The sequence below is a fragment of the Serratia sp. BFP-2025 genome (genome assembly GCF_050880365.1).
GTDB lineage: Bacteria > Pseudomonadota > Gammaproteobacteria > Enterobacterales > Enterobacteriaceae > Serratia > Serratia surfactantfaciens.
Genome location: NZ_JBPAFV010000001.1, coordinates 1837728 through 1859987 on the forward strand (window position 1 = coordinate 1837728; position 22260 = coordinate 1859987).

The 22260-nt window shown below is 58.4% G+C and carries 23 protein-coding genes and 2 tRNA genes; 13 read left to right on the top strand and 12 right to left on the bottom strand.

From position 1 onward, the window contains the following. Nucleotides 1–295: 295 nt before the first annotated feature. Nucleotides 296–703, top strand: coding sequence for a lactoylglutathione lyase (gloA, locus tag ACRAWE_RS08580; protein WP_004931325.1), 408 nt, complete (start codon nt 296–298; stop codon nt 701–703). Between the two features lie 78 nt (nt 704–781). Further along, nucleotides 782–1465: a ribonuclease T gene (gene rnt / locus ACRAWE_RS08585; protein ID WP_019455986.1), complete on the top strand. Its 684-nt coding sequence runs from the start codon at nt 782–784 to the stop codon at nt 1463–1465. Between the two features lie 68 nt (nt 1466–1533). Here rnt and ACRAWE_RS08590 read toward each other — a convergent pair whose 3' ends face one another. Further along, the gene (locus ACRAWE_RS08590; protein ID WP_019455987.1) at nt 1534–1881 is read right to left on the bottom strand and encodes a Grx4 family monothiol glutaredoxin; all 348 of its coding nucleotides are present in this window, start codon (nt 1879–1881) and stop codon (nt 1534–1536) included. A gap of 416 nt (nt 1882–2297) precedes the next feature. Here ACRAWE_RS08590 and ACRAWE_RS08595 point away from each other — a divergent pair, with 416 nt between their 5' ends. Continuing rightward, the gene (locus tag ACRAWE_RS08595; RefSeq protein ID WP_019455988.1) at nt 2298–3116 is read left to right on the top strand and encodes a C40 family peptidase; all 819 of its coding nucleotides are present in this window, start codon (nt 2298–2300) and stop codon (nt 3114–3116) included. A 199-nt stretch (nt 3117–3315) separates the two neighbouring features. After that, entirely contained in the window at nt 3316–3894 is a 579-nt protein-coding gene (sodB, locus tag ACRAWE_RS08600; protein ID WP_004931333.1) for a superoxide dismutase [Fe], read from the top strand. A gap of 62 nt (nt 3895–3956) precedes the next feature. On the opposite strand, the gene ACRAWE_RS08605 is transcribed toward sodB, so the two are convergent. After that, entirely contained in the window at nt 3957–4046 is a 90-nt protein-coding gene (locus ACRAWE_RS08605; protein ID WP_019455989.1) for a YnhF family membrane protein, read from the bottom strand. Nucleotides 4047–4370: 324 nt separating this feature from the next. Between ACRAWE_RS08605 and purR the strand changes: the two genes are divergently transcribed. Next, the gene (purR, locus tag ACRAWE_RS08610) at nt 4371–5396 is read left to right on the top strand and encodes an HTH-type transcriptional repressor PurR (protein WP_063919363.1); all 1026 of its coding nucleotides are present in this window, start codon (nt 4371–4373) and stop codon (nt 5394–5396) included. On the opposite strand, the gene punR is transcribed toward purR, so the two are convergent. Beyond that, nucleotides 5393–6337 carry a DNA-binding transcriptional activator PunR gene (gene punR, locus ACRAWE_RS08615; RefSeq protein ID WP_019455991.1) on the bottom strand — a complete coding sequence of 315 codons (945 nt, stop codon included), beginning with the start codon at nt 6335–6337 and terminating at the stop codon, nt 5393–5395. The genes purR and punR overlap by 4 nt on opposite strands. Before the next feature lie 123 nt (nt 6338–6460). On the opposite strand from punR, the gene punC reads away from it, so the two are divergent. Next, nucleotides 6461–7672 carry a purine nucleoside transporter PunC gene (gene punC, locus ACRAWE_RS08620; protein WP_063919362.1) on the top strand — a complete coding sequence of 404 codons (1212 nt, stop codon included), beginning with the start codon at nt 6461–6463 and terminating at the stop codon, nt 7670–7672. A 343-nt stretch (nt 7673–8015) separates the two neighbouring features. Continuing rightward, nucleotides 8016–9167: a cyclopropane fatty acyl phospholipid synthase gene (gene cfa, locus ACRAWE_RS08625; protein WP_019455993.1), complete on the top strand. Its 1152-nt coding sequence runs from the start codon at nt 8016–8018 to the stop codon at nt 9165–9167. 73 nt (nt 9168–9240) lie between these two features. On the opposite strand, the gene ACRAWE_RS08630 is transcribed toward cfa, so the two are convergent. Further along, nucleotides 9241–9531: an I78 family peptidase inhibitor gene (locus ACRAWE_RS08630; protein ID WP_019455994.1), complete on the bottom strand. Its 291-nt coding sequence runs from the start codon at nt 9529–9531 to the stop codon at nt 9241–9243. Nucleotides 9532–9585: 54 nt separating this feature from the next. Beyond that, nucleotides 9586–10236: a riboflavin synthase gene (locus ACRAWE_RS08635; protein ID WP_016927930.1), complete on the bottom strand. Its 651-nt coding sequence runs from the start codon at nt 10234–10236 to the stop codon at nt 9586–9588. A gap of 238 nt (nt 10237–10474) precedes the next feature. Between ACRAWE_RS08635 and ACRAWE_RS08640 the strand changes: the two genes are divergently transcribed. The 6 genes from ACRAWE_RS08640 to ACRAWE_RS08665 all read left to right on the top strand — a co-directional run bounded on the left by ACRAWE_RS08640 (nt 10475) and on the right by ACRAWE_RS08665 (nt 14986). Next, the gene (locus ACRAWE_RS08640) at nt 10475–11851 is read left to right on the top strand and encodes an MATE family efflux transporter (protein WP_025159704.1); all 1377 of its coding nucleotides are present in this window, start codon (nt 10475–10477) and stop codon (nt 11849–11851) included. A gap of 182 nt (nt 11852–12033) precedes the next feature. Further along, nucleotides 12034–12110 (top strand) — tRNA-Val (locus tag ACRAWE_RS08645). Nucleotides 12111–12130: 20 nt separating this feature from the next. Beyond that, nucleotides 12131–12207 (top strand) — tRNA-Val (locus tag ACRAWE_RS08650). Between the two features lie 122 nt (nt 12208–12329). Continuing rightward, a complete protein-coding gene (locus tag ACRAWE_RS08655; protein WP_019455996.1) occupies nt 12330–12635 on the top strand; it encodes a hypothetical protein in 306 nt (101 codons plus the stop codon). Nucleotides 12636–13028: 393 nt separating this feature from the next. Next, the gene (gene pykF, locus ACRAWE_RS08660; protein WP_063919359.1) at nt 13029–14441 is read left to right on the top strand and encodes a pyruvate kinase PykF; all 1413 of its coding nucleotides are present in this window, start codon (nt 13029–13031) and stop codon (nt 14439–14441) included. A 308-nt stretch (nt 14442–14749) separates the two neighbouring features. Beyond that, entirely contained in the window at nt 14750–14986 is a 237-nt protein-coding gene (locus ACRAWE_RS08665) for a major outer membrane lipoprotein (RefSeq protein ID WP_004931354.1), read from the top strand. Between the two features lie 141 nt (nt 14987–15127). On the opposite strand, the gene ACRAWE_RS08670 is transcribed toward ACRAWE_RS08665, so the two are convergent. The 7 genes from ACRAWE_RS08670 to sufA all read right to left on the bottom strand — a co-directional run bounded on the left by ACRAWE_RS08670 (nt 15128) and on the right by sufA (nt 22049). After that, on the bottom strand, nt 15128–16141 hold the full coding sequence (locus ACRAWE_RS08670) for a L,D-transpeptidase family protein (RefSeq protein WP_063919358.1): 1014 nt from the start codon (nt 16139–16141) through the stop codon (nt 15128–15130). 298 nt (nt 16142–16439) lie between these two features. After that, nucleotides 16440–16856, bottom strand: coding sequence for a cysteine desulfuration protein SufE (sufE, locus tag ACRAWE_RS08675; RefSeq protein WP_019455999.1), 417 nt, complete (start codon nt 16854–16856; stop codon nt 16440–16442). A gap of 36 nt (nt 16857–16892) precedes the next feature. Further along, nucleotides 16893–18119 carry a cysteine desulfurase SufS gene (gene sufS / locus ACRAWE_RS08680; RefSeq protein WP_432525244.1) on the bottom strand — a complete coding sequence of 409 codons (1227 nt, stop codon included), beginning with the start codon at nt 18117–18119 and terminating at the stop codon, nt 16893–16895. Beyond that, nucleotides 18116–19402 (bottom strand): Fe-S cluster assembly protein SufD, encoded by a 1287-nt coding sequence (sufD, locus tag ACRAWE_RS08685; protein ID WP_019456001.1) that lies wholly within the window; start codon nt 19400–19402, stop codon nt 18116–18118. Before sufD ends, sufS begins: the two co-directional genes overlap by 4 nt. Further along, nucleotides 19377–20123: a Fe-S cluster assembly ATPase SufC gene (gene sufC / locus ACRAWE_RS08690; RefSeq protein WP_004931365.1), complete on the bottom strand. Its 747-nt coding sequence runs from the start codon at nt 20121–20123 to the stop codon at nt 19377–19379. Before sufC ends, sufD begins: the two co-directional genes overlap by 26 nt. Nucleotides 20124–20166: 43 nt before the next feature. Next, complete coding sequence (gene sufB / locus ACRAWE_RS08695; RefSeq protein ID WP_025159702.1) at nt 20167–21663, bottom strand: Fe-S cluster assembly protein SufB; 1497 nt, start codon at nt 21661–21663, stop codon at nt 20167–20169. A gap of 14 nt (nt 21664–21677) precedes the next feature. Beyond that, a complete protein-coding gene (gene sufA, locus ACRAWE_RS08700; RefSeq protein WP_019456003.1) occupies nt 21678–22049 on the bottom strand; it encodes a Fe-S cluster assembly scaffold SufA in 372 nt (123 codons plus the stop codon). Nucleotides 22050–22260 lie beyond the last annotated feature (211 nt).

A 22260-nucleotide genomic window follows, 5' to 3' on the forward strand; every position in this document is an offset into this window, starting at 1 on the left:
TTTTATGCGCCGCTTGCAAAAAGGCCCGCACAAGGCGGGCCGCTGTTCCCTGGTGTTGTTTATACTGCCGTTTAATTTTTACACGGTTGCACGCAGGATTGATAATTGATTGTGCAGATCAATTACTTCGTATCGATCGGCACGCTCGATCAATAATTAGGCATCACCGGCATGACGACAACATGTGACATTGTCACTCAGTCGTTACATTGAATTTCCTTGCGGGACAAGGCTATACTCGCTTGTGCTTCAATCCACCCGCCGTCTGCCACGGCACAGTTAATTCAGAGGAATTATGCGCTTACTCCATACCATGATCCGCGTCGGTGACCTGCAACGCGCCATCGACTTCTACACCAAGGTATTAGGCATGCGCCTGCTGCGCACCAGTGAGAACCCGGAGTACAAATACTCGCTGGCTTTCGTCGGCTATACGGAAGAGAGCGAAGGCGCGGTTATCGAACTGACCTATAACTGGGGCACCGACAGCTACGACATGGGCACCGCCTTCGGCCACCTGGCGCTGGGCGTGGACGACGTCGCCGCCACCTGCGACAGCATCCGTCGCGCCGGCGGCAAGGTCACCCGCGAGGCCGGTCCGGTGAAGGGCGGCACCACGGTGATCGCCTTCGTCGAAGATCCGGACGGTTACAAAATCGAGCTGATCGAAAACAAACACGCCGGTCAGGGCCTCGGCCACTAAGCCTCCCCTTCAGGGCGCCCCGCGCCCTGCTGATTCTCCGCGCGATAGCGCCTGCAACCGGGCGCAAAATTTGCCATAATGCGCGCTGCATTCGATGAAGATAAGAAACTGATGGCCGAGAAAAGTGATCTTAACGCCCTGAGTGGTCGTTTTCGTGGGTTTTATCCCGTAGTAATAGATGTTGAAACCGCCGGGTTCAACGCCAATACTGATGCGTTGCTGGAAATCGCCGCCGTGACGCTGAAAATGGATGAAGACGGCTGGCTGCAGCAGGACGAAACCCTGCACTTCCACGTGGAGCCTTTCGAGGGCGCCAACCTGCAACCGGAGGCGCTGGCGTTTAACGGCATCGATCCGCACAACCCGCTGCGCGGCGCAGTCAGCGAATATGACGCGTTGCACGCCATTTTCAAAGCGGTGCGCAAAGGGCTCAAGGATCGCGGTTGTAATCGGGCCATTATCGTCGCGCACAACGCCAACTTCGATCACAGCTTCCTGATGGCCGCGGCAGAACGCGCCGGGCTGAAGCGCAACCCGTTCCATCCGTTCGCCACCTTCGACACCGCGGCGCTGAGCGGCCTGGTGCTGGGCCAAACGGTGCTGGCCAAAGCCTGCATCGCCGCCGGCATGCCGTTCGACAGCAGCCAGGCGCACTCCGCGCTGTACGACACCGAGCAAACCGCCCTGCTGTTTTGTGAGCTGGTTAACCGCTGGAAACGCCTCGGCGGCTGGCCGCTGCCCGCCGCCGATCTCGCCGAATAAAACCAATGAAAAAGGCGGCCCAGTTTGCACTGGCGCCGCCCGTTACGCGATAACCGCAAGCCTGTCGATTAAGACTGCTGGTCTTCCTGCGCTTTATACTTTTCAGCCGTCTCTTTGATCAGCTGCTGGAGCTCGCCGCGCTGATACATTTCGATGATGATATCGCAACCGCCGACCAGCTCACCGTCAACCCACAGCTGCGGGAAAGTCGGCCAGTTGGCGTATTTTGGCAGCTCGGCGCGGATGTCCGGGTTCTGCAGAATATCCACGTAGGCGAAACGCTCGCCGCAGGCGGACAGCGCTTGCACAGCCTGTGCGGAGAAGCCGCAGCTCGGCAGCTTTGGCGAGCCTTTCATGTACAGCAGAATCGGGTTTTCAGCGATCTGGTGCTGAATTTTTTCAATTGTCGTCGTCATTTATTGCTTCCTCAAGCCACATTTCATGGCTACAACATGCATCACGCGCTCTATTGTAGCGGCTGGAACAGTCGCAAGAAAACGCCATCTTTTGCAAGGATATTCACCCGCCGCCGATCGCGTTTCACCGGCCACGTCATTCCGGTCAAAACATACGTTGAGAATAACATTTTTAATCCGACCATTTCACTAATATATTGCGCCGCGACGACGGCGCGGATTAATTATCCCATCCGCCATGGGTTGACGTTTTTTCATACACCAACAGGCTGATTTTAAACCAAAAAAAATGTCATTAACGTTTTCTCACAATATGGATTATTATTTCTGAGTTCTTCGCTGTTTTATATGGCGAAATTCGGGAATACTGTAACTCTTTCGATATCCGTTTCGGGGCCAAGGTTGGTGACGTCGACATGCGTTTAATTCTTACGCTCTTTGCGCTGCTGTTTACGCAGCTCTTCTTCAATTTGGCGCACGCTGCGCCACAGGCGCGTATTGCCGCCGAGCAGCGTAAAAGCCATGCCAATGAAGCGCGGCCCGATGACCGCAGAAAAAAGAAAGCGGATAAAGCCGCCAAGAAAGCCAAAGTGACGGCTCCCGAGAAAAAAACCAAGACCGCCAAGGCCAAAAGCGAGAAAAGCGCGAAAAAGATCGTCAGCGCCAAACCCAAGGCCAAAGCGCAGAAAACCGCCAAGATTAAAGTCACCCCGCCGAAAAAGGGCTACAAAAAAGGCTATGGCCGCCACCGCGAAGCCGGCATGGCCACCGCCAAGCTGGCGCGTGAAGAAAAGCCGTTGAAACTCAGCCCGGCGCACAAGAAACGCTACCAGCACGCCAAACAGACCGCGATGGCCAAGCTGATGGGCCAGATGGGCAAACCTTACCGCTGGGGCGGCAGCTCGCCGCGCACCGGCTTCGACTGCAGCGGCCTCATCTATTACGCCTATAAAGACGTGGTGAAAATCAAGATGCCGCGCACCGCCAACGAGATGTATCACCTGCGTGACGCGGCGCCGATCAAGAAAAGCGAGCTGGAAAGCGGCGATCTGGTGTTCTTCCGCATCAACAACCGCGGCGTGGCGGACCACGTCGGCGTCTACCTCGGCAACGGCAAATTCATCCAGTCGCCACGCACCGGCGAAGAGATCCGCATCAGCCAGCTCGACAACGACTATTGGCAGAACCACTACATCGGCGCACGCCGCGTAGTGACGCCGAAAACCATTCGTTAATTTCCCGCTCTGCGCGGTTGCGGCCCCGGTCGCAACCGCCTGCTCAAGCTATCGCCCATCGCACTTCCCCACGCGCATTTCTCGCTTTTCCTCCTGTTTTTTATGATGAAAATTGTTAAGATTGAATGACCACAATAAAAAACGGCCCATCCGGCTCCCGCCCCGGCGGGAAGCACATGGCGCTGTAAAGGAGGAAGCAATGTCGTTTGAATTACCTGCATTACCGTATGAGAAAAACGCGCTCGAGCCGCACATCTCCGCCGAAACCCTGGAATACCACTACGGCAAACACCACAACACCTACGTGGTTAACCTGAACAACCTGGTGAAAGGCAGCGAGTTCGAGGGCAAATCGCTCGAAGAGATCATCAAGACCTCTAACGGCGGCGTGTTCAACAACGCCGCGCAGGTGTGGAACCACACCTTCTACTGGCACTGCCTGTCGCCACAGGGCGGCGGTGAACCGCAGGGCGAACTGGCGGCGGCGATCGTCAAGTCCTTCGGCTCTTTCGCTGCGTTCAAAGAGCAGTTCACCGATGCCGCCGTGAAAAACTTCGGCGCCGGCTGGACCTGGCTGGTGAAAAAACCGGACGGCGCGCTGGCGATCGTCAACACCTCTAACGCGGCAACCCCGCTGACCGGTGAAGACAAACCGCTGCTGACCGTTGACGTGTGGGAACACGCGTATTACATCGATTACCGCAATGCGCGTCCAAAATACCTGGAAAACTTCTGGGCGTTGGTCAACTGGACCTTCGCAGCGGAAAACCTGGCGTAAGCACAGGTTTCTGATGTGACGAGGCGCAGCCAAGCTGCGCCTTTTTTAGCGCCGGGGGGAAATCAGTTCAACGCGGCAACGAAGCTGAAAGCGATAATGACCGCCAGCGCGCAAACGGTGGTGAACAGCGACATCTTCAATTCGGTATCCATGACAACTCCTTTAAAATGGGCTTTCCTAAGGATAAAAGGCGTACAATTAGTACGTCAAATCATTTTCCCACAGTTCGCCGATAAAATCTTGTTATCATTTCCCGGTTTATAATATCGATTACCTCTTCCACTTTTGCTCAATATGCGACAAAATTCGCAGTTCACAACTGCGTACCGGCATCCATGCCCCTCCTGATTAAGCGCTGAAGACTTCAACACACTAAAAACTCAGTTTTCGCTTCTCTGGAGAAGGATCTACGTAGGCAAACGATTAACATCACACTTACATGCTGTAAACATGTGAGTTCAGGAGTCATTCCTTACATGGCAACGATTAAAGATGTGGCCAAACGCGCGGGCGTTTCCACCACCACCGTTTCGCACGTCATCAATAAGACTCGTTTCGTCGCCGAAGAGACCAAAGCGGCCGTGTGGGCCGCCATCAAAGAACTGCACTACTCGCCGAGCGCCGTGGCGCGCAGCCTGAAAGTCAATCACACCAAGTCGATCGGCCTGCTGGCCACCTCGAGTGAAGCCCCCTACTTCGCCGAAGTGATCGAAGCGGTGGAAAACAGTTGCTACAGCAAAGGCTACACCCTGATCCTGTGCAACTCGCACAACAACCTGGACAAACAGCGCGCCTACCTGGCGATGCTGGCGCAAAAGCGCGTCGACGGCCTGCTGGTGATGTGTTCCGAATACCCGGATCAGCTGCTGGGCATGCTGGAAGACTACCGTAACATCCCGATGGTGGTGATGGACTGGGGTGCGGCGCGCGGCGACTTCACCGACACCATCATCGATAACGCCTTCGAAGGCGGCTATCTCGCCGGCCGTTACCTGATAGAACGCGGCCACCGCGATATCGGCGCCATCCCGGGCCAGCTGTCGCGCAATACCGGCGGCGGCCGTCATCAAGGCTTTATGAAGGCGCTGCAGGAAGCGCAGATCGACATTCGCGAAGAGTGGATCGTGCAGGGCGACTTCGAGCCGGAATCCGGTTACAAGGCGATGCACCAGATCCTGTCGCAAAAACAGCGGCCGACTGCGGTATTCTGCGGCGGCGACATCATGGCGATGGGCGCCATCTGCGCCGCCGACGAACTGGGGCTGCGGGTGCCGCAGGATATTTCCGTAATCGGCTACGACAACGTGCGCAACGCCCGCTACTTCACCCCGGCGCTGACCACCATTCATCAGCCGAAAGAACGCCTGGGCGAAATGGCCTTCACCATGCTGCTGGATCGCATCATCAGCAAGCGCGAAGAGTCGCAGGTGATCGAAGTGCATCCGAAGCTGATCGAACGCCGCTCGGTCGCCGATGGCCCGTTCATCGACTACCGCCGCTAATCCCCTGAGCCGGAAGCCTGCACGGCTTCCGGTGCCGCCTCGCTCAGCCACTCCTGATTCAGCGTCTCCCCATCGCCCAGATACGCCAGTAGCCAACTCATCGCCGGTGACGGTTTATCCTGCTGCCAGGTCAGGCAGCAAGGGCTGGCGGGAAACGGCTGCTGCAGCTGCAACGCCTTCAGCTCACCGCGCTGCACCAGCGGCAGCGCCCGATGTGCCGGCATCATGCCGACGCACAGCCCGGCGCACAAACAGTCGAGCGCCGACGTCCAGTCCGGCACCACCAGCCGCCGCTGGTTATCCAGCGTCCAGGTGACGCGCTTGGGCAAATTGCGCGAGGTGTCCTCCAGACAAAGCGAAGGGTACGGCCGCAACTGATCGTCATGCAGCGGCCCCGCCAGCTGCGCCAGCGGGTGTTGCGGGCTGACTACGCACAGCCAGTTCATATAGCCCATGTCGCGGAAGGCAAAACCGCCGCCGACCGGCACCGCACGCGTGGCGCCGATCGCCATGTCCGCCCTGCCGTCCGCCAGCGCATCCCAGACGCCGTTGAACACCTCGGGTTGCAGCATCAACTCAACGTCGGGGAAATGGCGGTAGAAATCCAGTACCAGCTGGCGGCTGCGCTGCGGTTTGACGATGATATCCACCGCGATATTCAGCTGACCGCGCCAACCGTTGGCCACCTGCTGACAGTGCCGGCGGGTGTCGAGCATTTTTTTGATAACAGCTCGCGCATCCTTGATAAACAACGCACCGGCCGGCGTCAGCTCCACATCGCGGTGACGCCGCTCAAACAGCGGCACCGCCAGCCATTGCTCCAGCTGCCGCACGGTATAACTCACCGCCGACGGCACCCGGTGCAGCTCCTGCGCCGCCGCGCTGAAACTGCCGGTGCGCGCTACCGCGTCGACGACTTCAAGTGAATATTCAGACCACATCGCTTTGCCTTCAATTTTTTTAACAGCACTTTGCAAATATTACCGTTTCACAAGCAGAGATCCAGCCGGATACACTGGCCGGCGCTAAAAACCTGCGACACTAAAATATTAACGAGAAATACCATGCGAAATTCTTTTGGCTTTATGTTCTACCTCGCCGGCCTGAGCATGTTGGGTTATCTGGCGACCGATATGTATCTGCCTGCCTTCGGTGCCATGCGCGAAGAACTGCAAATCTCCGCCGGCGCCGTGAGCGCCAGCCTGAGCATCTTCCTGGCCGGCTTCGCCTTCGCGCAACTGCTGTGGGGGCCGCTCTCCGATCGCCTGGGGCGTAAACCGGTATTATTGATTGGCCTGACGCTGTTCGCTCTCGGCTGCCTCGGCATGCTGTGGGTGGAAAACGCCCTGCAGCTGTGGATCCTGCGCTTTATTCAGGCGGTCGGCGTCTGTTCCGCCACCGCCATCTGGCAAGCGCTGGTGGTCGACCGTTATCGTGAAGGTCAGGCCAATCGCGTGTTCGCCACCATAATGCCGCTGGTGGCGCTGTCACCGGCGTTGGCCCCGCTGCTTGGCGCCTGGCTGCTGAACCACGCCAGCTGGCGGGCGATCTTCGCCGCGCTGTTGGTGATCACCGCGCTGCTGCTGCTGCCGACGTTGATGCTCAAAGAGCGCGCCAAAACGCAACCCGCCGCCGACGCGCCGAAAAACGGCGTCAGCTTCTGGCAACTGTTGAAATCTCCGGTGTTCAGCGGCAACGTCGCGATGTACGCCGCCTGCTCGGCCGGTTTCTTCGCCTGGCTGACCGGTTCGCCGTTCATCCTCGGCGATATGGGCTATAGCCCGAGCGACATCGGTCTGAGCTATGTGCCGCAAACGCTGGCCTTCCTGCTGGGCGGCTACGGCTGCCGCGCCGCGCTCAAGCGCATCAATGGCAAAACTCTGCTGCCGTGGCTGCTGGTAGCTTATGGTGTCAGCATGGTGGCGCTGTATCTGGTGGCGACGCTGACCTCTCCGACGCTCACCACGCTGCTGATTCCATTCTGCGTGATGGCGCTGGTCAATGGCGCTGGCTACCCGATCATGGTGGCGAATGCGTTGATGCCGTTCCCGGAAAGCAGCGGCAAAGCCGCCGCGCTGCAAAATACGCTGCAGCTGGGGCTGTGTTTTGTGGCGAGCATGCTGGTATCGGCGTTTATTGCCCAGCCGCTGTTGGCGACGGTGACGGTAATGGTGTCTACGGTGATTCTGGCCGCGCTGGGGTATTTCCTGCAGCGGGGGAAAACGGCCGATGCGCAGCAAAAGGCGCAGCGGGAACATGCTAACTCAGCGTCATAATTGCCAAGATTAATAATCACTTAAAGAATATGCGTGCCGAGTGCGATTTACTGTTGAGTCGACGCCTCGGCACGCCTATACTCAAAAACAACCTTGTAAAGTAACACCTTATAATCTTTATATCTCAATTAGCGCTTGTGTACGCGTCTTGCGTCACACTCTTTTTAAGGATGCATTCATCCCGCGCCTATTTGCGCCGGGTAGCTTCTTAAAATTTCCTCTGTTCATAGTCGGATATCAGACGCCGCGGGCCTATTTTCCGCCGGTAAACGTATGCACCCGCAGAAATTGTCTAAGCTGTTTCCTAACGGGTCATCAGTCAGAAGAAGGTGATGGAGAAGCTATGAGTTCATCGTGTATAGAAGATCTGAGTATCCAGGACAATCAGTGGTACCGTATCGCGCATGAAATGCTCGGCCTGGCCGGCATTGAAATCAACGGTTCGCGCCCCTTCGATATTCAGGTTAAAAACCCCGAATTCTTTAAACGCGTGTTGCAGCAAGGCTCGTTGGGCCTGGGCGAAAGCTATATGGACGGCTGGTGGGAGTGTGAGCGGCTGGATATGTTCTTCCAGCGCGTGGTCAGCGCCGGGCTGGAGAAAAAACTCCCCCACCACCTGAAAGATACCCTGCGTATCGCCGCCGCGCGCCTGACCAATCTGCAATCGAAAAAGCGCGCCTGGATCGTCGGCAAAGAGCATTACGATCTCGGCAACGATCTGTTTACCCTGATGCTCGATCCTTACATGCAATATTCCTGCGGCTACTGGAAAGACGCCACCACGCTGGAAGAGGCGCAGGAAGCGAAACTGCGGATGATCTGCGAGAAACTGCAGCTGCAGCCGGGCATGCGCTTGCTGGACATCGGCTGCGGTTGGGGCGGCCTCTCCGCCTACGCGGCGAAAAACTACGGCGTGTCGGTGGTTGGCGTGACCATTTCCGCCGAACAGCAGAAGCTGGCTCAGGCGCGCTGCGCCGGACTCGATGTGCAGATCCTGCTGCAGGATTACCGCGACCTGCATCAGCAGTTCGATCGCATCGTCTCGGTCGGCATGTTCGAGCACGTCGGGCCGAAAAACTACCGCACCTATTTCAACGTGGTAGAGCGCAATCTGGTGCCGCACGGGCTGTTCCTGCTGCACACCATCGGCTCCAACAAGACCGACATGAACGTCGATCCGTGGATCAACAAATATATCTTCCCGAACGGCTGTCTGCCGTCGGTGAGCCATATCGCCGAGGCCAGCGAAGGCCACTTCGTGATGGAAGATTGGCACAACATCGGCGCCGATTACGACCGCACGCTGATGGCCTGGTTCGAGCGTTTCAAACAGGCGTGGCCACAGCTCGCCGAGCGCTATTCCGAGCGCTTCGAGCGGATGTTCAGTTATTACCTGAACGCCTGCGCCGGTGCGTTCCGGGCGCGCGATCTGCAGCTCTGGCAGGTGGTGTTCAGCCCGAAAGGCGTTGAAGGCGGGATTCGCGTCTCCCGCTGAACGCTTTCCCGATAAAAAAAGCCCCGGCAACAACATCGCCGGGGCTTTTTTTTGCGCTTTCGGACCCTGCGGGTTAACCGCAGTAAACGCGAATAATTTTATCGTTGCTATCGCCAAGGAAGTTCAGACGGCGCAGGTTGAAATCCATGGTAACGGCGGAGTTATACGGAATGGCTCGCACTTTGGATTCGATCCGTACGCCTTCCAGCGAAGTCATCGGCTTGCCGACGTAGTTTTGATACTGCGAAGCGCCGCAGGTATCGTCCGCATCGGCCATTTGCGCGGCGCCCTGCTCAGGTGAACTGCTGCAGGCGCTCAGCGCCAACAACGCGGTTAACAACAACGTTTTCCCATAAAACTTCACGCGTTTCTCCTCTCTGCTTATGATTCGATTCCGGCGGCAACGCCAGAATCGCGGTCAGTCTTTGTGCGCCGGCGCCATCGCCGCTGCCAGCGTCGCTTCGCGATTGGCCAACACGCGCTCGACGGTGTCCACCACCGCCTGGGTTTGCGGATCGATCTCGATGTTCACCTTGTCGCCCAGGCGTTTTTTACCCAGCGTGGTGCGATCCAGCGTTTCCGGGATCAGGTGCACGCAGAAACGGTTATTCACCACTTCGCCGATGGTCAGGCTAATGCCGTCGATGCCGATGAAGCCTTTGTGCAGCACATATTTCATCAATTCCGCGTTCGGCATGCGCAGCCATACCTGGCGGTTATTTTCCGACGTATAAATTTTGGCCACTTCCGCCGTGCAGATAATATGGCCGGACATCAAATGCCCGCCAATTTCATCATTGAATTTTGCCGCGCGCTCAATATTGACGATGTCGCCCAGCGCCAAATCGCCAAGGTTGGTCAAGCGCAGCGTTTCCTTGATCAAATCGAAGCTGACGCGGTTGCCTTCCACCGCGGTCACGGTCAGACAGCAGCCGTTATGGGCCACCGACGCGCCCAGCTCCAGCCCCGGCAGCAGTTCTGCAGGCATCTCGATCACGTGGGTGCGGAAATTGGGTTTCTCATCAATGGCGACCAGCGGCGCGGTGCCTTGTACGATACCGGTGAACATATGTGCCTCTTCTTGCTAAATAGGTTAAAACGCTTCCGGCAGTTTGCCCCAGTTGGCGCGGAAAACCAAATCCGCAGCGGCAAAAATCGGCTGCCTGCGCATTTAATAACTATTTATCTGCGGCGTTTGCTTAACGACGCCGAGCAGGTACAATCTTTTTGACAAAATTCCGCTATTTTAATTGTTGTCCTCTCGCGGCAGCCCTCCCTCCCACATATATAAATAGAAAGGTGTATGCGTGCAGAAGTACTTAATTGAAGCGCGTAGTTTATTGGCTCTCGCTATCCCGGTCATCATCGCGCAAATATCGCAAACCGCCATGGGCGTGGTCGATACCATCATGGCCGGCGCTTACAGCGCCACCGACATGGCGGCTGTCGCGGTCGGCACCTCGATCTGGCTGCCGGCCATTCTGTTCGGCCACGGCCTGCTGCTGGCGCTGACCCCGGTTATCGCCCAGCTCAACGGCGCCGGGCGGCGCGATCGCATCGCCCACCAGGTGCGTCAGGGCTTCTGGCTGGCCTCCGGCGTCTCGCTGCTGTTGATCGTCGTGCTGTATAACTGCAAGTTCGTCATCGACATGATGCACAACATCGATCCGCAACTGGCGGACAAGGCCGTCGGCTACCTGCACGCCATCATGTGGGGTGCGCCAGGCTACCTGTTCTTCCAGGTGATGCGCAACCAGTGCGAAGGGCTGTCCAAAACCAAGCCCGGCATGGTGATCGGCTTCCTCGGCCTGTTGGTGAATATCCCGATCAACTACATTTTCATCTACGGCAAGTTCGGCATGCCGGAGTTGGGCGGCGTCGGCTGCGGCGTCGCCACCGGCAGCGTCTACTGGATCATGTTCCTGATGATGCGCTGGTACGTGAAGCGTGCGCCGTCGCAGCGCGACATCAAACGCCAGGCCGGCGATCTCGGCGGCCCGGACTGGGCGGCGCTGAAGCGCCTGATCGGCATCGGCATGCCGGTGGCGCTGGCGCTGTTCTTCGAAGTCACGCTGTTCGCCGTGGTGGCGCTGCTGGTTTCGCCGCTGGGGATCGTCGCGGTCGCCGGCCACCAGATCGCGCTTAACTTCAGCGCGCTGATGTTCGTGCTGCCGTTGTCGCTGGGCGTCGGCGCCACCATTCGCGTCGGTTACCGTCTGGGGGAAGGTTCGGTCGAAGGCGCGCGCGTCGCCGCTTACTCCGCCATCGGCGTCGGCATCACCATGGCCGTCTGCACCGCACTGTTTACCGCCACCTTCCGCGAGCCTATCGCCCTGCTGTACAACGACAGCCCGGCGGTGGTGGCGATGGCTTCGCAGCTGATGCTGCTGGCGGCGCTGTACCAAATCTCGGATTCTATTCAGGTGATTGGCAGCGGCGTGCTGCGCGGCTATAAAGATACCCGCGCGATCTTTTTCATCACCTTCATCGCTTATTGGGTATTGGGCCTGCCGAGCGGCTATCTGCTGGCGCTGACCGATGTGGTGGTGCCGGCGATGGGGCCGAGCGGCTTCTGGATCGGCTTTATCATCGGTCTGACCTTCGCCGCCATCATGATGGCGCTGCGCATGCGCTGGCTGCAGAAACAGCCGACCACCGTCATCCTGCAGCGATCCACACGCTGAACCCGCAGCCCGGCCGGTTTCCTCCCCGGTCGGGCTGCGGTTTGCGGAAAAAAACGCCGGACTGCGCACAACCTCAGCAATCGCGTGAAATACCGAATAAAATTGCGCTTTTCCCCTTGCCAGCGCGCGGGTAGCTCGTTAATATTCGTCCCCGCTGTCAGCCATGACAGACAGGAAAAGATGCGTCCGTAGCTCAGTTGGTTAGAGCACCACCTTGACATGGTGGGGGTCGGTGGTTCGAGTCCACTCGGACGCACCAAATTCCTGAAGCAGTACAGTGCGTCCGTAGCTCAGTTGGTTAGAGCACCACCTTGACATGGTGGGGGTCGGTGGTTCGAGTCCACTCGGACGCACCATATTGCTGATTCATCTCTCCCCCTGTCGCGTTATACTTCTCATTGTTTCGTCTCTGCCCGACCGCCCGAGTCTTTCATGTCGTTCGCGTCGCGCCACCGCCATCAGCTATCAGGAACGCCACATGACCACTTTCACCGCCAAAACCGCCTTTTTACCGCTCGAAAATGGCCTTGCCCGCCGGGAAGGCGTGATGAGCGACGGTGCGCCGGCGGCGGAAGTGCGGTTCGAGGCCGGCGCCTTTGGCCAACTGCAAAAGCCCCCGCACGCGCTGCAAACCCGAGTGATGTCCGGTGAATTCGAGTTCACGCTCGGCGGCGACACGCGAGTGGTGCGGGCCGGCGAGAGCCTGACCCTGCCGGCCAACGTCGCCAGCGGCTGCTTCTGCCTGAGCGCCGGCGTGCTGCTGGAAATCCCGCAAACGCGCTAAGCCGCATTTACAGCAAGGTTATTTGCGCAACAAGCGGCCCGCAACCTGTTGCATTTGCGCCACATTTGCCCGCGTTTTGACATATCCGCCGCGCCGCCGCGGTTTTTTATTTTGTTTCCCGCCGCTTAGCCTTTATAATGCGCAACGTCTATCAGTTGAATGGTTTCAGCCCTTGATCTGCGAAAACGCAATAACAACACGATTTGATCTTACCCCGTTGCGCAGCCTCCTCGCGCCCCCGCGCGGGCTGAATTTTTCCGCCCCACTTCAACTGTCGTCACCTATCCTTAACTATGTTTTTCACCACCAGGCACGGCCCAAATTCCCTACCGGCGTCAACCGCGCCGGTCAAATTCGTTTTTTTATCCATCACAACTTGTAGAAAACTCCGCCATGAAAAAGACCAAAATTGTTTGTACCATCGGTCCAAAAACCGAATCGGAAGAAATGCTGACCAACCTGCTCAATGCGGGCATGAACGTGATGCGTCTCAACTTCTCTCACGGCGACTATGAAGAGCACGGCAACCGCATCAAAAACATGCGCGCCGTGATGGCGAAAACCGGTATCAACGCCGGCATCCTGCTGGATACCAAAGGCCCGGAAATTCGCACCATGAAGCTGGAAGGCGGCAAAGACGCCTCGCTGGTCGCCGGCCAAACCTTCACCTTCACCACTGACCAGAGCGTGATCGGCAACAGCGAGCGCGTGGCGGTCACCTACGCCGGCTTCGCCGCTGACCTGAAGATCGGCAACACCGTGCTGGTTGACGACGGCCTGATCGGCATGGAAGTCACCAACGTGACTGAGAACGAAGTCATCTGTAAGGTGCTGAACAACGGCGATCTGGGCGAGAACAAAGGCGTTAACCTGCCGGGCGTGTCCATCCAGCTGCCTGCGCTGGCCGAGAAAGACAAACGCGACCTGATCTTCGGCTGCGAGCAAGGCGTCGACTTCGTAGCGGCGTCCTTCATCCGTAAACGCTCTGACGTGCTGGAGATCCGCGAGCACCTGAAAGCCCACGGCGGCGAGCAGATCCAGATCATCTCCAAGATCGAAAACCAGGAAGGCCTGAACAACTTCGACGAAATCCTCGAAGCGTCAGACGGCATCATGGTTGCCCGTGGCGATCTGGGCGTGGAGATCCCGGTAGAAGAAGTGATCTTCGCCCAGAAGATGATGATCGAAAAATGCAACCGTGCGCGTAAAGTGGTGATCACCGCCACCCAGATGCTCGATTCCATGATCAAGAACCCGCGCCCTACCCGTGCGGAAGCCGGCGACGTCGCCAACGCCATCCTGGACGGCACCGACGCCGTCATGCTGTCCGGCGAGAGCGCCAAGGGCAAATACCCGCTGGAAGCGGTCAACATCATGGCGACTATCTGCGAGCGCACCGATCGCGTGATGCCAAGCCGCATCGACACCCTGAACGATCGCCGCAAGCTGCGCATCACCGAAGCGGTGTGCCGCGGCGCGGTTGAAACCGCCGAGAAACTGGACGCGCCACTGATCGTCGTCGCCACCAGCGGCGGCAAATCAGCGAAATCCGTGCGTAAATACTTCCCTAACGCAGTGATCCTGGCGCTGACCACCAACCAGACCACCGCGCATCAGCTGGTGCTGAGCAAGGGCGTCATCCCGCAGATGGTCAAGGAAATCGCCTCTACCGACGACTTCTACCGCATCGGTAAAGAAGCCGCGCTGGCCAGCGGCCTGGCGCAGAAAGGCGACGTCGTGGTGATGGTTTCCGGCGCGCTGGTGCCGAGCGGCACCACCAACACCGCCTCGGTGCACGTGCTGTAATATAAAACGTGACATAATTGCCTTGATCAAAACGCCGCTTTGCGGCGTTTTTTTTATCGGCAGTAACCTATTTTTCTCAAAACGCAACTGCGAATCGCTCATTATTTAGCTAATAACAAATCGGAGTTGTCCCATGGAAGCCGGCTGTTTTCCCTCGTTTTTTTAACTAATTTGTAAAACCAGATGCAAGTTTGAGCGAACGATCAAAATAAAGCACCTCAAGACTAAAAAATTATTCTCTTTCGAAAAAAGTTTGTGTAATACTTGTAACGCTACATGGAGATTAACTCAATCTAGAGGGTGTTATAATGAATCGTACTAAACTGGTACTGGGCGCGGTAATCCTGGGTTCCACTCTGCTGGCTGGCTGCTCTAGCAACGCTAAAATCGATCAACTGTCTTCTGACGTTCAGACTCTGAACGCTAAAGTTGATCAGCTGAGCAACGACGTGAACGCAATGCGTTCTGACGTTCAAGCTGCTAAAGACGACGCAGCACGCGCTAACCAGCGTCTGGACAACCAAGCTCACGCTTACAAAAAGTAAGATAGCTTTGGTTATTGAAAACGGCGCACATTGTGCGCCGTTTTTTTTTGCCTGCTCGCAGGCCTGAACCTTCCCCCGCCGCAGGCAAAAAAAAGAGGTTCAGCACGCTGAACCCCTCTTCGACCGCTCAATCCCGCAAACTTAGTTCACCGAACTGATAGGCGCGCCCTTGAATGGGCTCTTATTCGTCGCAGGAGCCGCTGCAGGCGTTAAACTCACCTCAGACGGGTTCTCCCCCACGTTAACCAACACCGGCATGCCAGAGCGGCGTACAACCGCGCTATCGAACATGGCGCGATCGGTTTGCCCATCCGCAACGAAGGCTTTCTCGGCTTTCGACAGCGTGATCGGCATGGTCTGCGGATCGTCGCTTTCTACCCGCGACAGCGGCTGGTGCACTTCAACATAGCGTTTGCCGTCCGGTTCGACCGAAACCTTCACCGGATCGTTGATCACCTGCACCCGCGTGCCGCGCGGCACCATATTGAACAGCGCCTCGATATCGGTCGGGCGCAGACGAATACAGCCGGAGCTGACGCGCATGCCGATGCCGAAGTTGGCGTTGGTGCCGTGGATCAGGTATTCACCGCGGCCCATCGCCAGACGCAGGGCGAACAGCCCCATCGGGTTCTCAGGGCCGGCCGGCACCACCGCCGGCAGCGTCACGCCCTGGGACTGATAGCGCTTGCGGATATTGGCGGTTGGCGTCCAGGTCGGGTTAGGGATCTTCTGGCTGATGGAGGTCACCTCCAGCGGCGTATGCATCCCGGTCTGGCCGATGCCGATCGGATAGACGATTACTTTATTCTCGCCTTTCGGGAAGTAGTAAAGACGCAGCTCGGCCAGGTTGACGATGATCCCTTCACGCTTGGTGTCGGGCAGCAGCATTTGGGTCGGAATGGTCAGCACCGTGCCTGGCTTAGGCAGGAACGGGTCGGTGCCGGGGTTGGCTTCCAGCATGCCCAGCAGGCCAATCTTGTAGTCGGCGGCGATCGCCTCCAGCGGACGGCCGTCGTTTGGCACGGTATAAGTGGTGTTTTCGCCGATCAGACGGCTGTCCGGCGGCGGCAGCGGGTACTCGGTCGCACTGGCGGCCTGCGTGCCGGCCAGTACGGTGGCGAAGACCATGCCCATTAAACTCAACGCACGTTTCATTATCATCCCTATATTTTTTATGACGGTTCGTCCCCAAGGCTAACGAGCGCCCGGCGGCGGGTAAATCAGACAATACCTGATTAATACTAGCAACGCTGGCATCAAAGGCAATAAGTTCTCTAAAAATCAACACGTTATAACGTAATCGCCACCGCTGATTGTCAACGAAACGTCAACGGATAAGCTGCTGAAATATCACTGAATTGGGAGTGCTGTCTGGGGGGAAACGGCGGATTGTAAAGACTCATTGACAAAGCGAAGGTATCAATGAGTCTGCCAGGTCGAGGGGGGTTGAGGCTCAGGCCAGCTGCGCGGCTTTACTGCGAATGGCACGAATCATCGCCTCCAATCCCTGGGAGCGCGAAGGCGTCAGATGTTGGCTGAGCGCCAGCTCGGCGAAAAACGGCCGCACATCGAGAGAGACTATCTGCTGTGGCGTCAATTGACGATAGAGAATAAACACCACCGCCAGCAGCCCTTTGACGATCGCGGCGTCGCTGTCGCCGTGAAACTCGACCTGCCCCTGCTCATCGCGGCGCATCACGATCCATACCTGACTTTGACAGCCGGAGATCAGGTTGCCGGCCTGACGCTCGGCCTCGTCCAGCGGCGGCAATTTGGCGCCGAGTTCAATCACGTACAGGTATTTCTCCTCCCAATTCAAGCAGCGGGAGAAATTACGCACCAATTTATCTTTGTCCGGCAAATTCGCCATGGGGATCCTTTTGTACCGCCGGGGACACGCCCCGGCCTAGCCTAATAGCTGATGAATGCGTTGCAGCCCGGCCACCAGCCGGTCCACCTCTTCCCGGGTATTATATAACGCCAGCGAAGCGCGGCACATGCTCGGCACCTGATAAAACGCCATCAGCGGCATGGCGCAATGGTGGCCGGTGCGGATGGCGATGCCGTACTGGTCGAGGAAGCTGCCGACATCATAGGCGTGATGCTCTCCCAGATTGAAGGCGATCACCCCGGCGCGATGAGCCGGGCCATAGATTTTCAGCGTCGGCACCTGCTTGAGCGCCTCAAGCGCGTAGTGCATCAGCGACTGTTCATAATCGTGGATCGCATTCAGCCCCAAGGCCTCGACGTAATCGAACGCCGCCCCCAGCCCCATGATGCCGGCGGTGTTCGGCGAACCGGCCTCGAAGCGCCACGGCGGATCGGCGAAGGTGGTGCCTGCCGTCAGGCTGACCTGACGGATCATCGAACCGCCCCCTTCCCACGGCGGCATCTGCTGCAACAACGCCTGGCGCCCATACAGCATGCCGATGCCGGAAGGGCCATACAGCTTGTGGCCGGAAAACACATAGAAATCGCAGTCCAGCGCCTGAACATCGACGCGTTGGTGCATCACCGCCTGCGCGCCGTCCACCAATACCGTCAGATCCGGTGCCAAGGCTCTGGCGCGAGCGATGATCTCGCGCACCGGGTTGACGGTGCCCAGCACGTTGGAGACCTCGGTCAGCGCCAGCAGTTTACAGGACGCGTCGACCAGCTCCGGCAACCGCGCCAGATCCAGCGTGCCGTCCGGCTGCAGCGGCCAAACCCGCAGCTGCAGCCCGCGTTCCTGCGCCAGCATCTGCCAAGGCACGATGTTGGCGTGGTGCTCCATCTCGGTGATAAGGATGGCGTCGCCCGGCTGCAGCAGGTGGCGGCCGAAGCTGTTGGCCATCAGGTTGATGCCTTCGGTGGTGCCTTTGACGAACACCATCTCTTCCGCCGACGCGGCGTTGATAAAGCGCGCCGCCTGTTCCCGCACCGCTTCCATCTGCTGAGTCGCCTCGGCGCTCAGAGTATGGATGCCGCGATGCACCGCCGCATAGCCGTGGCGATAGAAATCCAGCTCGCGGTCGATCACCGCCTGCGGTTTCTGCGCGCTGGCGGCACTGTCGAGATAGGCCAGCGGTTGGCCGTTCACCTCACGCGCCAGCAGCGGGAAATCGCCGCGCACGCGTTCAATCGGATAACTCATGCGGCCTCCCCCGGCAGGCGCTGGGCGATGCGCGCCAGCACACGTTCCCGGATGATGTCGTTGGCAATACCTTCGGTCAGCTCGGCGGCGAAGGCGAAGATGATCATCTGCTGCGCCGCATGCTTGTCGATGCCGCGCGACTGCAGATAGAACAGCTGCTCTTCATCGATGCGCCCCACGGTGGCACCGTGACTGCACTTGACGTCGTCGGCGTAGATCTCCAACTGCGGTTTGGTATCCACTTCCGCCACCTTACCCAGCAGCAGGTTATGGTTGGTCATCTGGCCGTCGGTTTTGATCGCGTGCTTGGCCACTTTGATCATGCCGTTGAACACCGCCTTGCCGCGATCGCTGACCACGGTTTTATGCAGCTGACGGCTTTCGCAATAGCCCTTGTTGTGTTCCAGATAGGTGCGGGTATCGCAGATCTCTTTGCCCACCGGCAGCACCAGGCTATTGATCACCAGATTGGCGCCCTCGCCGTTCAGCTGCGCGCTGGTGTTGTGGCGCGTCAGGCCGGCGCCCAGCAGGAAGCTGTCGCTTTTCACTCGCGCGTCGCGGCCGATGACCAGATCGTTATGGGCGAAGTGGTAGCTTGGCTGGCTCTCAAACGCCAGCTTGCAGTGCAACAGCCCAGCGTTGTCCGCCACGTTGGCGGTCAGGCGCGCGCCGGTAAAGTGCGCGGCTTCGCCCAGGCTGACATAGTGTTCGATCACTTCCGCCTCGGCCCCGCGCCCGATCTCCAGATGATGGCGATGATGCACGGTGTTCACTTCCCCGGCACCGCCGCGTCCGCTGCTGATATGCAGCAGGTACAGCGGCCGCGCGGGGGCTTTGCCGGCGGGCAGGCGGATCAGGCTGGTTTCCTGCGCCAGGCTTTCGGTCAGGTGCAGGAAGACCTCCGGTTGGATCGGCTCCGGCAGCGCCTGCGGCGTGCCGTAGGCGGTCAGCTCAAACTGGTAGTCGCCCAGGTCGCCATCGCTGAGCGCGGCACTGTAGCGGCCGTCGATGAACACCAGCCGACAGGCGTCGATGCCAAGCGCCAACGCATCGGCCTGCTCGGCGGTTACCGGCGCGGGCTGCGGCTCGAGGAATTGCTGCTCCAGCAGGCCTTCCAGCGGCGTGTATTTCCAGTTCTCATGCTTGCGCGTCGGCCAGCCGAGCCGCAGCGCCTGCTGCCAGTGCGCCAGCGCATGCGGTGAACGCTCGCCGCCGCGCCCTTCGAACAGGCGATACAGCTGCTGCAGCGCGTTTGAATTACTGTTGGTCGGTAAGCCAGCCATAGCCCTGCTCCTCCAACTGTTTCACCAGCGAGAAATCGCCGGATTTGACGATGCGCCCCTGCGACAGCACGTGCACGTAATCCGGTTTGATGTAGTCCAGAATACGCTGGTAGTGGGTGACGATGATAAAGGCGCGCTTGCCGTCACGCAGCGAATTGACGCCGTTGGCGACGATCTTCAGCGCGTCGATGTCCAGACCGGAGTCGGTTTCATCGAGAATGCACAGATCCGGCTCCAGCGCCGCCATCTGCAGAATATCGTTGCGCTTTTTCTCGCCGCCCGAGAAACCGACGTTGACCGAACGGGTCAGCAGATCGGCCGGCATATCCAGCAGCGCGATCTTCTCTTCGATGAAATCGGCGAAGTCAAAGCGATCCAGAGGCTCCTGTTCGCGGTATTTGCGCACCGCGTTGACCGACGTTTGCAGGAAAAAGTGGTTGCTGACGCCGGGGATCTCCACCGGGTACTGGAAGGCCAGAAACACGCCTTCGCCGGCGCGATCTTCCGGATCCAGCTCCAGCAGGTCCTTGCCCTTGAAGGTGACTTCCCCTTCGGTCACTTCGTACTCTTCACGCCCGGCCAGCGTGGCGGACAGCGTACTCTTGCCCGAGCCGTTCGGGCCCATGATGGCGTGCACTTCGCCCGGTTTAATCTCCAGATCCAATCCCTTGAGGATCTCGTTGCCTTCCACGCTGACTTTCAAATTCTTGATGCTTAACATGCTGTGTCCTCAGATAGCGCCGACGGCGCTAAAAATGCGGCGATTAGCCCACGCTGTGTTCCAGGCTGATGGCCAAAAGTTTCTGCGCCTCGACGGCGAACTCCAGCGGCAGCTCGGAGAAAACGTCCTTGCAGAAACCGTTGACGATCATCGAAATGGCGTCATCCTCGCTGATGCCGCGCTGCAGGCAGTAGAACAGCTGGTCGTCGCCGATCTTCGAGGTGGTGGCTTCGTGCTCCAGCTGAGCGCTGTTGTTGCGCGCTTCGACGTACGGGAACGTGTGGGCGCCGCTGTCCGGCCCGATCAGCATCGAGTCGCACTGGGTAAAGTTACGAGCGTTTTCCGCCCCCGGCAGGATTTTCACCAGGCCGCGATAGGTGTTCTCGCTGTGGCCGGCGGAGATGCCTTTGGCGATGATGGTCGACTTGGTGTTTTTGCCGATGTGGATCATCTTGGTGCCGGTATCCGCCTGCTGATGGCCGCTGGTCAGCGCCACCGAGAAGAATTCGCCGATCGAGTTGTCGCCCTGCAGGATCACGCTCGGGTATTTCCAGGTGATGGCCGAGCCGGTTTCCGACTGGGTCCAAGACATTTTCGAACCGGCGCCTTCACACAGCGCGCGCTTGGTGACGAAGTTGAGGATGCCGCCCTTGCTCTCGCCGCCGGAGAACCAGTTCTGCACCGTCGAGTATTTCACTTCGGCATCTTTATGCAAGATCACTTCCACCACCGCCGCGTGCAGCTGGTAGCTGTCGCGCACCGGGGCAGAACAGCCCTCGATGTAGCTGACGTAACTGCCTTCGTCGGCGATCAGGATGGTGCGCTCAAACTGGCCGGTTTTGGCGGCGTTGATACGGAAATAGGTCGACAGCTCCATCGGGCAACGCACGCCCTTCGGCACGTAGACGAAGGTGCCGTCGGAAGCCACCGCGGCGTTCAGCGCGGCGAAGAAGTTATCGTTGGACGGCACCACCCGCCCCAGGTATTGGCGCACCAGATCCGGGTACTCCTGGATCGCTTCGCCGAACGAGCAGAAGATCACCCCGCTCTCCGCCAGTTTTTCACGGTAGGTGGTGGCGACCGAGACCGAGTCGAAGATGGCGTCCACCGCCACCTCGCTGCCCTCGCGTACCGGCACGCCGAGCTGGTTGAACGCCAGCTCCACTTCGCTGGTCAGGTAATCTTTTTCCGTCGCCGCGCCCGTTTGCTGCTCGGCGCCGGGTTGCGAACCGCAGGCGTCGTCGCAGCTGCCGCAGGACGGCGCCGAATAGTAACTGTAGTCCTGGTAGTTCAGGCGATCGTAATTGGCCTTCAGCCAGTGCGGTTCTTCCATCTGCAGCCAGGCGCGATAGGCCTCGAGGCGGAATTCCAGCATCCACTCGGGTTCGTTGCGCTTGGCCGAGATGGCGCGCACCACCTCTTCGTTGATGCCCTTGGCCAACTCATCGGTTGCCAGCTGGGTGAAGAAGCCTTCTTTGTAGCGACCTTCGCTGACCCAAGCCTGCACTTCATTAGGCATTTCTACATTGCTTCGTGTCATGTTGATTGCATCGCTCAAACGCCAAAACTCTCGCCGCACCCGCAGGCATGCTGAGCTTTAGGGTTGTTGAATTTGAAGATCTGGTTCAGCCCTTCACGGACATAATCGACCGTGGTGCCATCGATAAACGGCATCGCCTTCAGCGGCACATACAGTTTGGCGCCGTCGCGCTCAAACAGCAGATCGTCATCGGCGGGGTCGCGGGTCAGATCCAGCACATAGGCAAAGCCGGCGCAGCCGGATTGTTTCACCCCTAGCTGCAGCCCTTTCACCTGCGGATCCTGCTGCATCAGTTTCGTTATTTGTCTTACGGCGCTGTCGCTGAGCGAAATGCCTTGCCAGACATTTTCATCCAGAGAAAAAGTGCCGACATTTTCCGTTTGCATAGGGTCTACCTCACACTCGTGTTTGGCCACAGCCAATCTGGGTTGCTTATATGTTAGTGATAACGATTATCACTTCAACCGTTTGTTTTGCGGGGGTATCCGCCGCGAGCGCGGTTTTTCGCTGCGGCGCGCGGCAAGCCAACGGGACATCCGTGGCGGCTTGCGGCGTCAGGCGGCAAGGTGTGCATGCTATCCCTATGAATTTGTTATC